General features: G+C 39.0%; 9 protein-coding genes. 5 read left to right on the forward strand and 4 right to left on the reverse strand.

Features of this window, described 5'->3' with window-relative positions:
* Positions 1-6: 6 nt before the first annotated feature.
* Positions 7-270: a hypothetical protein gene (locus tag H6G79_RS30260; protein WP_190593919.1), complete on the forward strand. Its 264-nt coding sequence runs from the start codon at positions 7-9 to the stop codon at positions 268-270.
* A gap of 243 nt (positions 271-513) precedes the next feature.
* Here the strand turns inward: H6G79_RS30260 and infC are convergent, their stop codons facing one another.
* From infC to H6G79_RS30275, 3 genes are all read right to left on the reverse strand, one after another.
* The gene (infC, locus tag H6G79_RS30265; protein ID WP_190593956.1) at positions 514-1005 is read right to left on the reverse strand and encodes a translation initiation factor IF-3; all 492 of its coding nucleotides are present in this window, start codon (positions 1003-1005) and stop codon (positions 514-516) included.
* Between the two features lie 130 nt (positions 1006-1135).
* Positions 1136-1561: a hypothetical protein gene (locus H6G79_RS30270; RefSeq protein ID WP_190593921.1), complete on the reverse strand. Its 426-nt coding sequence runs from the start codon at positions 1559-1561 to the stop codon at positions 1136-1138.
* A 299-nt stretch (positions 1562-1860) separates the two neighbouring features.
* Positions 1861-3783, reverse strand: a complete 1923-nt coding sequence (locus H6G79_RS30275; RefSeq protein ID WP_190593923.1) for a serine/threonine-protein kinase — start codon at positions 3781-3783, stop codon at positions 1861-1863.
* Positions 3784-3904: 121 nt separating this feature from the next.
* On the opposite strand from H6G79_RS30275, the gene H6G79_RS30280 reads away from it, so the two are divergent.
* The 4 genes from H6G79_RS30280 (at position 3905) to bchH (ending at position 13491) form a co-directional block, all read left to right on the forward strand.
* A complete protein-coding gene (locus H6G79_RS30280) occupies positions 3905-5722 on the forward strand; it encodes an ABC transporter ATP-binding protein (RefSeq protein ID WP_190593924.1) in 1818 nt (605 codons plus the stop codon).
* Positions 5723-6067: 345 nt separating this feature from the next.
* A complete protein-coding gene (locus H6G79_RS30285; RefSeq protein WP_242048627.1) occupies positions 6068-8191 on the forward strand; it encodes a RecQ family ATP-dependent DNA helicase in 2124 nt (707 codons plus the stop codon).
* A 5-nt stretch (positions 8192-8196) separates the two neighbouring features.
* Positions 8197-9444, forward strand: a complete 1248-nt coding sequence (locus tag H6G79_RS30290; RefSeq protein ID WP_190593925.1) for a DNA-processing protein DprA — start codon at positions 8197-8199, stop codon at positions 9442-9444.
* Between the two features lie 345 nt (positions 9445-9789).
* Positions 9790-13491, forward strand: coding sequence for a magnesium chelatase subunit H (bchH, locus tag H6G79_RS30295; RefSeq protein ID WP_190593926.1), 3702 nt, complete (start codon positions 9790-9792; stop codon positions 13489-13491).
* A gap of 23 nt (positions 13492-13514) precedes the next feature.
* On the opposite strand, the gene H6G79_RS30300 is transcribed toward bchH, so the two are convergent.
* Positions 13515-13868: a type II toxin-antitoxin system death-on-curing family toxin gene (locus tag H6G79_RS30300; RefSeq protein ID WP_313934703.1), complete on the reverse strand. Its 354-nt coding sequence runs from the start codon at positions 13866-13868 to the stop codon at positions 13515-13517.
* Positions 13869-13894 lie beyond the last annotated feature (26 nt).

The raw sequence follows: 13894 nt of genomic DNA on the forward strand, positions 1-13894 counted from the left end.
TCAAGTATGGAAGCTACTGAAAACTTAATTCCCGAATTTGAAAAATTATTTAGACAAAAATTACAACTAAATAATTGTAAACTTAGAAAAAAAAGACAAGAGAATAATTACGAAATCATTACTCCTGCTAAAGACATTTTTTTGATGTACTGGAGTAACTTCCCAGAAATTAAGTTGGTATATCAGGCTGTAGGAATACGCACACAGCAGACTGTAGTTTACGAGCGAGCTATTCGCGCTCATATTGACTTTTGTGTGAGTAGTATCTAAGCCATTCAGCGTTCTCTAGGTCTTATATAGTGCTGATAGCAACTATCTTAAATTTACAGCACTTTTAAAGTAAGTGAGGCACATCATGAGTAATGAGTAATAAGTAAATTTCTTACTCATTACTCATTACTTTTTTCAATCAGTTGCTGTACTTCATCAACATCGAATCTGCTGTGCTACCAGCACCTACCATAAAAAACTACTTCGGTTTCATGCTTTACCTAGTAAAACACTGAAGATATTTTAAACAGGCATAATTTGAACAACTAGTGCGCGTTTATCAAGGGACTGGACTTTACCAGCTTGACCCAAATCATTAACAATACGGTCTAGCATATCCCCAGCCTGCTGACGATATTGATTTTCTCGACCCCTTAAACGAATAGCAAATTTTACTGAATCGCCTTTACTTAACCACTGAAGTGCTTGACTAATACGCAAATTATAATCACCCGCACCAACATTCGGACGGAAGCGAACTTCTTTTACAGTAGGTCTAGCACTTGAACTTTGGCGTTTCTTCTTTTGATACTGAAGTTTGCCATAATTGAGAATCTTAGCTACTGGAGTATCTTCGTTCTGGGAGACTATTACTAAGTCAAGCTCAACACTTTCGGCTAACCTGAGAGCCTCAGAAGTGGCTATCAAACCACGATTATTATTTTCATGGTCAATCAAGAAGACTTGAGGTGACTTAATTTGCGAGTTAATTAGCTGCTTTTGGACTACGATAATTTTTTCCTCTCAATTATTCAACGACTTTGCTTTGCTTTGCAAGTATTACTAAGGTAACACAAGTACTATCTCTCTTTCTTCAGCCATCTGGCAGAAAATACTGAATGTTGATTTGCCATAGAATCCTAGTTTATTGTGGCAAGTTATCTGTGTTGAGTTCTCCACCAGCATCTACTGTTCCTGAATCCTTGACATCACTGCTTAATACTTCTTTAGTAAAATATTTTAAAGTTGAAGCTAAAGCTAATTGAGCAGCTACGTTATAAGCAAGTTCTTGAGAAATTTCTGGTTGTTGATGTAATAATGTCTCAACAAAGCTTTCAAAATCACGCATTACGGAATATCTGTGTAATGCTGCTTTTTTATCGATAAGATTAAATTTTTCATCAATTTTCTCTTTCGCTTCTTTTTCTGCTTCCTCAACAGAATTAGCAAATCCACTGTTATGACACAGTTCGCCATAAATCTTGTAGTAATAAGCTTTGCGGCTTAATGATTCCTCTGCAATGATGATTGAATGGAATTTGTATTCAATTCTGTAATTATTAGGTTCCATAAATAATTTTACATAATTAACGAAAAGTTGTTTTGGAGCTAAGATATAAGCCTATAGGAATCCGCTTTGATTGTTGAAATTATCTGTAAAAGCTGGGAGTGTGGAGTAGAAAAGAGCATTTTGTGGGTGTACTGATTTTTTTCAGAAATCAAATATGAGTCCTATATTGCTACTAAAATAAATTGAATGCACCAATTTAAATCTCATCTTCCAGATTAACATGAGATTTAAAAACTTTACAGAATATATTTATTCAACTTGATTTAATTATTTCCTGTTGAGTTTATCTCATAAATATTTCATCGTTGCATTCGCCAAATTTTGATACTTTTGTCACTACTACCACTAACTAAGGTTTGGGAATCGGGGCTAAAAATTACAGAATAAACAGTCGTAGTATGACCCGTCAATGTCTTAATTAGTTTACTATCACTCAAATTCCATAATTTAATTGTGGTATCACCGCTACCACTGGCTAAAGTTTTACCATCTGGGCTAATGGCAACAGCAAAAACATCTGCGTTATGACCTGTTAGTGTCTGAATTAATTCACCTGTTGCTAAATTCCAAAGTTTAATGTTTTTATCGTTACTACTACTGACTAAAGTCTGTCCATCTCTACTAATAGCGAGAGAAATCACAGCATCATCATGAGCAGGAATTGTCTGAATTAGTTCACCAGTTGCTAAATCCCAAAATTTAATGGTTTTATCATTACTACCACTAACTAATGTTTTGCCATCAGGACTAATTGCTAATGACATTACAGAACTAGTATGGCTACGAAGAGTCTTAATTAACTGACCAGTTTTTAAGTTCCACAGCTTGATAGTTTTATCACCGCTACCACTAGCTAAAGTTTGTCCATCGGGTGTAATCGCTATTGACCAAACAGCACCTTCATGTCCCTTAAGCTTGTGAATTAATTGCCCAGTTGCCAAGTTCCAAATTTTAATGCTCTGGTCATTACTACTACTGGCTAAAATTTGGTCATCTGGACTAATAGCCAAAGCAATTACGCCACTATTATGAGCCGAGATTTCTCGAATTAAACTGTTATCTGCTAAGTTCCAAAATTTGATGGTTTTATCACTACTCCCACTCACTAAAGTTTTACCATCTTGAGTAATTGCTAGGGTTTTAACGTAGTTAGTATGAGCGTTAAGAGTTTTATCTAGTTGCAGATGCTCGATTTGGTTATGATGTAGAAATGGCAGTTTTGGTAATTGAAATAAACCATAACTCAATACTCCACCAAAAAACAAGAGAGTAGCAAAAGTGATGATTCTAGGAAATCTAGAAGTCTGGGTGGTTTTGGGTATGGTTGCCTGTTCTAGTTGGATTAGCTGCTGTAAAATAATTTCCGCAGTTTGTGGCCTATCTGCGGCTTTTCTCGCCATTAAATTATCTAAGAAATCGGCAAATTTTGGTGACACATTGGCAGATGAACGCCAGTTTAAAACATCTTCACGAGCGTTGTAAAATCTCAGTGGATATTGTGCCGTGAGTAAATAAACAAAAGTCCTACCAATAGCGAAAAAATCTGATTGGGGGACAGCTTGACCACTGGCTTGTTCTGGTGCAGTATACCCGGCTGAAAATACTGCTGTAATGCGATTACCTTCGCCTAATTTGGCTAAATAAGTATGGGTAGCATCTCTCGCAGTGCCGAAATCAATTAACACTAATTGACCATTATTTCGCAGCATGATGTTGGCTGGTTTGATATCACGATGAAACCAGCCTTGACTATGGACTATATTTAAGATTTCAACTAATTGCTTTAACCAAGCGATCGCCTGTTTTTCGGAAATCGGTTGATAACTTTGTTGTTGTAACCATTCTTCTAAATTAACTCCATCAATTTTCTCCATTACTAAACAATGGAGTTTGAATCCATGACTGGTTTGATATTGAAAATAACCGTCAATCTTGGGGATTCCTGGATGATTTAATTGACTCAAAACATTGGCTTCTTTCTGAAAAAGTTCCACTGCTTTAGAATGGTCGTTGAGGTGTTCTTTTAAAACTTTGAGAATTTTGGGCGTATTTCTGGTGTAAACTTCATAGATTTTGCCAAAGCTAGTTTTATCACTTAACAGGCGCATAACCCGATAGTGGTCTTCTAGAAGTATTTGGGAACCACAACTTTGACAAAAGCGGTGATTATCATTCTCCGGGTTTTGTGGATTAGAACAAAAGGGGTTGATGCACAGGCTCATATCAAGCTACAGGCAGAATGTATCAGTAGTATACGTTGTGTTGAGTTTAGAGTCATTTGTTATAAGTGAATCTATCTAACTTATCACCCCAACTCGGTGTTTTTACGCTATAAGAATAATAATGGGGACTAAGAAAGTAAGAAACACTCTGCGACAATCTCTGTCTGTCTTTCGCTACAGTGGACGGGCGATAAATTTAGTGTGGACTACCAGCCGTGGTTTGACGTTGAGTTTGGCGACGTTAACTTTAGTGGCTGGACTTTTACCAGCTGCGATCGCCTACATCGGTAAACTGATTGTAGATGCTGTATTATTGGCGGCGCAAGGTAATGTAGTCACTGGTTATCACCCTTTATGGTATGTTGCTTTAGAAGCGATCGCAGTTATTTTATTAGCTGGTAGTCAGCGCGGTTTGCTTATTTGTCAATCTTTACTACGAGTTTTACTTGGTCAACGGGTAAATGTTCTCATCTTAGAAAAAGCCCTGACTTTAGAACTGCATCAGTTTGAAGACTCAGAATTTTACGATAAACTCACCAACGCTAGGCGCGAAGCCTCTGTTCGTCCCCTTTCTCTCGTCAACCGCACATTTGGCTTAGTCCAAAACGCCCTTTCTCTCGTTACCTACGGCGTGTTGTTAGTGAAGTTTTCCATTTGGGCTGTCATAGTTTTAATTGTAGCAGCCATGCCTGCGTTCATTGCCGAAACTAGATTTGCAGGTGAAGCCTTTCGCTTATTTAGTTGGCGTGCGCCAGAAACTCGTCAACAACACTACATCGAAAATCTCTTAGCACGGGAAGACTTTGCAACCGAAATCAAACTCTACCAGCTAGGAGAAATGCTGTTAGCACGTTACCGCGAAGTTTTTCATCAACTTTTCGGCGAAGACAAAGACTTAACTCTGCGTCGGGGACTGTGGGGATATCTGTTAAGTTTAGTCAGTACCATTGCTTTTTACATTGCCTACGCATGGATAGTTTTAGAAGCAGTGGCGGGAAAAATTTCGTTGGGAGATATGACTATGTATCTCACCGTGTTTCGTCAAGGACAGTCTACTTTTTCTAACGCTTTGACTTCCATTGGTGGGATGTACGAGGATAACTTATATTTATCGAATCTCTACGACTTCTTAGAAGAAAAAGTTACTCAACCTTGGGGTTACGCTACCAAAGGTTTGTTTCCTCAAGATGGGATTCGCTTTGAGAATGTCTCTTTTACTTATCCTGGAAGTAATAAACCAGCTTTAAAAAATATCTCCCTACATTTACAACCAGGGGAAAAACTCGCAATTGTGGGTGAAAATGGTTCTGGTAAAACAACTTTAATTAAACTCCTGACTCGACTTTATACACCCGATTCCGGGCGGATTTTATTAGATGGTTTGGACTTACAAGAATGGGATGTTGATATTTTACGGCGGCGCATTGGTGTGATTTTCCAAAACTTTGTGCGTTATCAATTTACAGTGGGTGAAAATATTGGTGTTGGTGACGTGAAAAATCTCGAAGATAAACATCGTTGGCAAATTGCAGCCCAAAAAGGATTAGCCCATTCTTTTATTGAAAAACTACCTCAAAACTTTCAAACTCAACTCGGACGCTGGTTTAAAGGTGGACAAGAATTATCTGGCGGACAGTGGCAAAAAATTGCTCTTGCTCGTGCCTTTATGCGTACCCAAGCAGATATTTTAGTTTTAGATGAACCAACATCGGCTATTGATGCTCAAGCTGAATTTGAAATTTTTAATCATTTTCGTACCTTGACGGAAAATCAAATGGTGTTTTTGATTTCTCACCGCTTTTCTACTGTCAGAATGGCTGACAAAATTGTGGTGATTGAACATGGCGAAGTCAAGGAACAAGGTACCCATGAAGAGTTACTGAAATCGGGGGGAATTTACGCCAAGTTATTCTTGTTGCAAGCAGCCGGATATCAGTAGTTTAGTAAACCCTTTCTCAATCCACAACGGTATAAACTTGATTATCAAAAGATTAAATCAGGTTAATGGTTAGTTATTATTTTTTACATTCACTGGTAGCATGAAATGATTTGATGATAAATAGTCAACATAATTTCCTCTAGAATTTCAAGCGATCGCCCAGATGGATATTCAAGCGATCGCTCTTCATTCTAACTATTTAGACATACATAAAAATAGTTAAATATTTGCAAAGACATAATAGAAAAGTATAAATTTATTTGTGAAATGAATATTAAATTTTTTGTAAACAAAATTTGCTTGATCGCCACAATAACCTTGTAATGCACATTTAGATAGATACTAATGTTACAACAAGAATATCTTGTGAAGTGTGCATCTATGAAAGAACAAGCTTTATCCTTCTTACGCCAAGCTTTAAATAAACCAACAGCGAATTTTCGTCCTGGACAATGGGAATCTATACAAGAGTTAGTTGAGAGGCGATCGCGGTTACTCGTTGTTCAACGTACTGGCTGGGGTAAAAGTTTAGTTTATTTTTTAGCAACACGATTACTTAGAGATCAAGGTGCTGGTTGTAGTATTTTAATCTCACCTCTTCTAGCTTTGATGCGAAACCAAATTGCAGCCGCACAACGGATAGGAGTAAAAGCCGCAACCATTAATTCTAGTAATCAAGAAGAATGGGAACTGGTTCAAATTAAATTGTTAGCAGGAGAAGTAGATATTTTACTAATTTCACCTGAAAGATTAGCTAACGATGAGTTTAGAGAAAATATTTTATTACCAATATCACAACGCATAGGTTTATTTGTAGTTGATGAAGCTCATTGTATTTCCGATTGGGGTCATGACTTCCGTCCCGACTATCAGCGCATTATCAGAATCTTACAAGCACTACCACAAAATATTCCTATTCTAGCTACGACTGCTACAGCGAATAACCGAGTCGTTGATGATATTATTAATCAATTAGGAGCTAATCTACAGGTTAGAAGAGGTGATTTAACTAGAGAAAGTTTGCGTCTACAAAATATTTACCTTCCCAGTTCAGCCCAAAGAATGGCATGGTTAGCTGAAAATTTATCAAACTTACCTGGTAGTGGAATTATCTATACATTAACTGTTAGAGATGCTAATCGAGTTGCTAATTGGTTAACCATCCAAGGTATTAACGTAAAAGCATACCATAGCGATTTAGAAAGTGAGAGTCGTATAACTTTAGAAGACGAACTCCTAAATAATCAAATTAAAGCTTTAGTAGCTACGACTGCTTTAGGTATGGGTTTTGATAAACCAGATTTAGGTTTTGTGATTCATTATCAACGTCCTAGCTCTGTTGTACACTATTATCAACAAGTAGGAAGAGCAGGTAGAGCCGTAGACACTGCTTACGGTATTCTTCTCAGTGGTGATGAAGATGATGAAATTACTAATTATTTCATCAACACAGCCTTTCCACCACGAATACATACACAACAGGTATTAGATGCACTCAACCAAGCTACAGAAGGTCTTTCTGTTCCGCAATTAGAACAAAATCTCAATCTTTCACGAGGGCAAATTGATAAAGTTTTAAAACTTTTATCTCTAGAATTTCCTTCACCTGTAAGTAAACAAAGTTCAAAATGGTATGCTAACCCCATAAATTATCAACCTGATATTGAAAAGATTGCCAAATTAACAGAAATTCGTCGCCAAGAACAAGCCAAAATGTCAGAATATATGCAAAGTACAGGATGCTTAATGGCTTTTTTGGCAAAAGAATTAGATGACCCTCATTCAGCTAATTGTGGTAAATGCGCTATTTGCTTAAGTATGCCTTTATTACCAGTAACTTGTTCAATAGAGATGGTAAATCAAGCAGTTATATATCTACGCCGTAGCAATCAAATTATTGAACCGCGTAAAAAATGGCCATCACAAGCATTGCCAAGTTATAGATTTTCTGGAAACATTAGAGACAATTTAATAGCAGAAGAAGGAAGAGCATTATCTCTGTATGGTGATGCTGGATGGGGAGAATTAGTAAAGCAAGGTAAATATAGAGATAATCATTTTGATGATGCATTGGTGCAAGGTATGCGGGAAATGATTCAACGTTGGCAACCACAACCTTTTCCTACTTGGGTAACTTGTGTTCCTTCATTAAATCGACCAGAACTTGTACCTAATTTCGCACAAAGATTAGCTAATCAGTTACGTCTACCTTTTAAACCTATTGTGCGGAAAGTGCATCAAACAAAGTTACAGAAATCTATGAGTAATAGTTACCAACAAGCCCATAATTTAGATGGGGCATTTGTTATTGATACTTTCCCAGGTATGAGTGGTGCTGTCTTTCTTGTAGATGATATGGTAGATTCCCGTTGGACTTTTACAGTAATTGCTGCACTGTTACGTAGTGCTGGTAGTGGTCAGGTTTTTCCTGTAGCCTTAGCACTCAATTCATTAGGACAAGGGGAGTAACAATCATGTTAAACCATGTTTTACCACCAGATACACAAGTAATTTTACTTTTATGTGCCAGCTTTGGGCAAAATCGCCAGATTGAACCTCAACCTCTTACCTTAAATGAGTATAACTCTGTAGCTGAATGGTTGATAGAAAATCAAATGCGTCCAGCAGATTTACTCGAAGCAAATGCAAAATATCTATTACAAAAAGCTAGTTTTAATAAGATTGAAACTGATAGACTATTAGCTCTATTAGAACGCGGTGTAATGCTAAGTTTAGCAGTAGAAAAATGGACGAGTAAGGGTTTATGGATACTTGGTAGAAGTGATAGCAACTATCCAAAACTTCTGAAACAACGCTTAAGACATTCCGCACCAGCTATTCTTTATGGAGTAGGAAATGTTGAATTACTGTCAAGAGGAGGATTAGCAATTGTTGGTTCTCGTGATATTGATGAAGAAATTCTTAATTACACTCAAAAAGTTGCCAAAGCTAGTGCTATGGGAGGAATACAAATAGTTTCAGGAGGAGCGCGTGGGGTAGATCAAGCAGCAATGCTCAGTGTTTTAAATGCAGGTGGAACATCTGTTGGTATACTGGCAGATAGTTTGACTAAAGCAGCCGTTAATAGCAAGTATCGCTCTAGCATTAAAGACGGTAGACTTACCTTAGTTTCTAGTTATGATCCTGACGCTGGTTTTAATGCTGGTAACGCGATGGGACGAAATAAATACATATATAGTTTAGCTGATTATGCCCTTGTCGTTAGCTCATCCTTTGGCAAAGGTGGTACTTGGGCTGGTGCAGTAGAAGCATTATCTAAAATTAAGGAAGTTCCCGTTTTTGTCAGAATGTCTCCTAATGCTGCTGAAGGTAATCAACAATTGTTTAATCAGGGAGCAAAATCATTTCCTTCTGAACCTTGGAATGATTCTTTAAAAGAACTTTTAGAAAAACATAGTTGTTTGGTGGAATCTGTTGAATCTCCCAAAATTCAGACAAGTATAAAAGTAAATGTGTCCACTGATAATCAAGATTTAAAGGTAATTCCAAAAATTGATATATATACTGCTGTTTTACCTGTAATTCTTAGCCATTTAAATCAACCCAAAGATACGAAATCTTTAGCACAATCTTTGGAAGTTAGACAATCACAGATGCAAGATTGGTTAAATAGAGCAGTGGAAGAAGGAAAAGTCAGAAAAATTACCAAGCCTGTTGCTTATGTAGTAAATCAATCAGCTAATCAACTCTCTTTATTGTGATGTTTAATTTTTTGTTGATATATTAATGATTTTATCGAAAAGTAGGAAGTTGCTGATCGCACCACAACTCCTAAGTTAAACCAAAAAAAAAGCCCCCCGGTAGTTAGCCGAGGGATTCTGCAAGTCGGTAATTGTCGCACAAAGACATTCGCGGATATCACCATACCAACTTAGACCTGAGGAAATCTGCCAAAATGCCAGATTGGTGTTTGGGTGGAAAATAGTGATTACCTTGACTCTAAAGACCAACTCTCGGTTACTTGGTGAACTAAAGACAGATGTTTCACAATCAACCGGCAACCCCGATTAGAATTTAAGTAAAGAAATATTGCGTAGCTTACGGGCATGAAACGGATCGTCTTAATTGCTGGGTTTGAATCGTTCAACGCTGACTTATACAGGAAAGCGGCTGCTGTGGCTGAATCTCGCTGTCCTGATTTAGACATTCGCGTGTTTAGCGATCGCGATATTATCAGTAAGCGTGCGGAAGTGGAAGCAGCACTGCATAACGCCGACGTATTCTTTGGCAGCTTACTATTTGATTATGACCAAGTTTTGTGGTTGCGCGATCGCCTTACCCAAATTCCCATCCGGCTTGTGTTTGAGTCAGCTTTAGAATTGATGAGTTTAACCAAGCTGGGAGACTTTGCCATTGGTGACAAACCCAAAGGAATGCCCAAACCAGTAAAATTCATCCTCGACAAATTCAGCAACGGACGCGAAGAAGACAAACTCGCAGGTTACATCAGTTTCTTAAAAATCGGCCCAAAACTCTTAAAATTCGTTCCAGTCCAAAAAGTCCAAGACTTACGCAACTGGCTAATTATCTATGGTTACTGGAATGCTGGCGGCCCCGAAAACGTCGCTTCTTTATTCTGGACATTAGCCGAAAAATATTTAGGCTTAAAAATTGGCGACATCCCCCCGCCAGTCGAAACCCCCAACATGGGATTACTCCATCCCGACTATCAAGGGTTTTTTGAATCGCCAAAAGCATATCTGGAATGGTATCAGCAGATCCCCCCTAACCCCCCTTTTCAAGGGGGGTTGGGGGGATCTAAACTTCAAAATCCAGTTGTTGGAATACTGCTTTACCGTAAACACGTCATCACCAAACAACCATATATTCCCCAACTAATTCGCCGCTTTGAAGCAGCTGGTTTAATTCCCTTACCCATTTTCATCAACGGCGTAGAGGGACACGTAGCAGTACGGGATTGGATGACAACCGACTACGAACAGCAACAACGGCAACTTAATAATATTGAAACTCCCTCACTTTCCCCAGATGCAGTTAAAGTTGATGCCATAGTTTCTACCATTGGTTTTCCTTTAGTCGGCGGCCCGGCTGGTTCAATGGAAGCAGGACGGCAAGTAGAAGTAGCCAAGCGTATCCTCACAGCGAAAAATGTGCCTTATATTGTCGCCGCACCATTATTAATCCAAGATATCCATTCTTGGACACGCCAAGGTGTCGGCGGCTTACAAAGTGTAGTTTTATATGCCCTACCAGAACTCGACGGGGCTATTGATACCGTTCCCCTCGGCGGTTTGGTTGGCGAAAATATTTATCTCGTACCTGAACGGGTACAGCGATTAATTGGTAGAGTCAAAAGCTGGGTTGCTTTACGCCAAACACCAGCATCGGAACGGAAAATTGCCATTATTTTATATGGTTTCCCTCCTGGTTATGGTGCAGCCGGCACAGCTGCATTGTTAAATGTGCCTCGCAGTCTAATTAAATTCCTTCACGCACTTAAAGACCAAGGTTATAACGTTGGCGACATCCCAGAAGATGGGGAAGAATTAATTCGCCAAGTGAAAGCAGCTGATGAAGAAATGGAAAGATGGGAAGTAAATCAACCTTTTCCTGATTCAGCCAATACTGTTAATGCAAGAAAATTAGAAAAATGGTTAGGATATCTCCGCACATCTCGCGTTGAAAAACAATGGAAATCTTTAACAGGTAGCGGGATTAAAACTTATGGCGATGAACTACATATTGGTGGAGTGCAGTTAGGAAATGTCTGGATAGGTGTACAACCACCGTTAGGCATTCAAGGCGACCCGATGCGGTTAATGTTTGAACGCGATTTAACTCCGCATCCTCAATATGCGGCTTTTTATAAATGGTTGCAAAATGAGTTGCAAGCTGATGCTGTGGTTCACTTTGGAATGCACGGTACAGTGGAATGGTTGCCGGGTTCGCCTTTAGGAAATACAGGTTATTCTTGGTCGGATATTTTGTTAGGTGATTTGCCGAATCTATATATATATGCAGCGAATAATCCTTCGGAATCAATTTTGGCGAAGCGTCGCGGTTATGGTGTGTTAATTTCGCACAATGTACCGCCTTATGGGCGTGCAGGTTTGTATAAGGAATTGGTGGCGTTGCGCGATTTAATTGCGGAGTATCGAGAAGATCCGAAAAAGAATTATGTGTTGAAGGAAGGGATTTGTAAAAAGATTGTTGATACGGGTTTGGATGTCGATTGTCCGTTTGAGGATACGAAAAAGTTGGGCATTCCTTTTACGCCAGAAAATATCAGAATGTTTAGTGGTCACGCTTTTGATGATTATCTGGTGAAGTTGTACGAATATTTGCAGGTTTTAGAAAATCGGCTGTTTTCTTCTGGGCTGCATACTTTGGGTGAAGCCCCAAATGAGGAGGAGATGGCGGCGTATTTGGAGGCTTATTTTGGTAGCGAACCGCCAAGTCGCCAAGAACGCCAAGAGGAAGAGGTAGAGATAAGAGATTTACTGGAGAGAACTACGGATGAGTTAACAAATCTGTTGCGGGGGTTAAATGGTGAGTATATTCCGCCTGCGCCTGGTGGTGATTTGCTGCGTGATGGGGCGGGTGTTTTGCCAACGGGTAGGAATATTCATGCGTTAGATCCTTATAGAATGCCTTCACCTGCGGCCTATGAAAGGGGTAGGGAAATTGCCCAGAAAATTATCGCCCAGCATTTAGAAGAACACGGGAAATATCCTGAGACGGTGGCGGTGTTGTTGTGGGGTTTAGATGCGATTAAAACTAAGGGTGAATCTTTAGGAATTCTACTGGAATTAGTTGGTGCTGAACCTGTGAAGGAAGGTACTGGCCGAATTGTCCGTTATGAATTGAAACCTTTGGCTGAGGTGGGACATCCCCGCATTGATGTGTTGGGTAATTTGTCAGGGATTTTCCGCGATAGTTTTGTAAATATCATCGAATTGTTGGATGATTTGTTTTTACGTGCGGCTGAGGCGGATGAGTCGGAAGAAGAGAATTTTATTCGGAAACACGCTTTAGCTTTAAAGGCGCAAGGTGTAGAAAATGCTTCAGCAAGGTTATTTTCTAATCCTGCGGGTGATTTTGGTTCTTTGGTAAATGATAGGGTTGTCGATGGTAATTGGGAATCTGGGGAAGAGTTAGGTAACACTTGGCAAAGCCGCAATGTGTTTAGCTACGGGAGACAAGATAAAGGCCAGGCTAGACCAGAGGTGTTGAATCAGTTGTTAAAAACGAGCGATCGCATCGTCCAAGAAATCGATTCGGTAGAATATGGTTTAACCGATATTCAGGAATATTACGCCAATACAGGCGGTTTGAAAAAAGCAGCCGAAAAACAAGGCGGTAAAAAGGTAACTACCAGCTTTGTGGAAAGTTTCTCTAAAGACACCACCCCCCGCAACCTAGAAGATTTGCTGCGGATGGAGTACCGCACAAAATTACTCAATCCCAAATGGGCGCAAGCAATGGCCAATCAAGGTTCTGGCGGCGCGTTTGAAATTTCGCAACGAATGACAGCCTTAATTGGTTGGGGTGGTACTGCTGATTTTAAAGATGATTGGGTATATGACCAAGCCGCAGATACCTACGCTTTAGACCCAGAAATGGCTGAGAAATTACGCCAAGCCAACCCCGAAGCTTTCCGCAATATTATTAGCCGAATGTTAGAAGCATCGGGGCGCGGTTTCTGGGAAGCTGATCAAGATAAGTTGGATAAGTTGCGTCAGTTATATGAATTAACTGATGAAGAGTTAGAAGGCGTGACAGTTTAGAAAATGCCAATTTTATGAATAGCTTAAAGGAGTTCTGTAATATAATTTTTCAGTAATTCAATTAGCTCTTCTTTACTCAATATATTTTCTGCAACTTGCATTGTTAATTCATAAGCTTGCTCTGGTGACATATTCAATTCATAATCATTCAGATTCAAAAATGTCACCATCACATCAAAAGCAGTACGCTTATTACCATCTACAAAAGCATGGTTATGAGTAATATGAAACAAGTATGCTGCCGCTTGTTCAACAATTGTAGGATGTAAAAATTCACCTGCAAAAGTAGCTTGGGGTTGATAAATAGCCGAATCTAGCAAGCCTTCATCGCGTACACCTAGTGAGCCACCATATAAATTAATCTGCTTACTATGTATACTTAAAACATCTTATTTTTCAATAA

Source organism: Anabaena sp. FACHB-83 (assembly GCF_014697485.1).
Taxonomy (GTDB): Bacteria; Cyanobacteriota; Cyanobacteriia; order Cyanobacteriales; family Nostocaceae; genus Nostoc_B.

Coding starts and splice junctions, on each gene's coding strand:
- H6G79_RS30260 (WP_190593919.1), top strand. CDS start 7: ATGGAAGCTACTGAAAACTTAATTCCCGAATTTGAAAAATTATTTAGA.
- H6G79_RS30270 (WP_190593921.1), bottom strand. CDS start 1,561: ATGGAACCTAATAATTACAGAATTGAATACAAATTCCATTCAATCATC.
- H6G79_RS30275 (WP_190593923.1), bottom strand. CDS start 3,783: ATGAGCCTGTGCATCAACCCCTTTTGTTCTAATCCACAAAACCCGGAG.
- H6G79_RS30280 (WP_190593924.1), top strand. CDS start 3,905: ATGGGGACTAAGAAAGTAAGAAACACTCTGCGACAATCTCTGTCTGTC.
- H6G79_RS30285 (WP_242048627.1), top strand. CDS start 6,068: ATGTTACAACAAGAATATCTTGTGAAGTGTGCATCTATGAAAGAACAA.
- H6G79_RS30290 (WP_190593925.1), top strand. CDS start 8,197: ATGTTAAACCATGTTTTACCACCAGATACACAAGTAATTTTACTTTTA.
- bchH (WP_190593926.1), top strand. CDS start 9,790: ATGAAACGGATCGTCTTAATTGCTGGGTTTGAATCGTTCAACGCTGAC.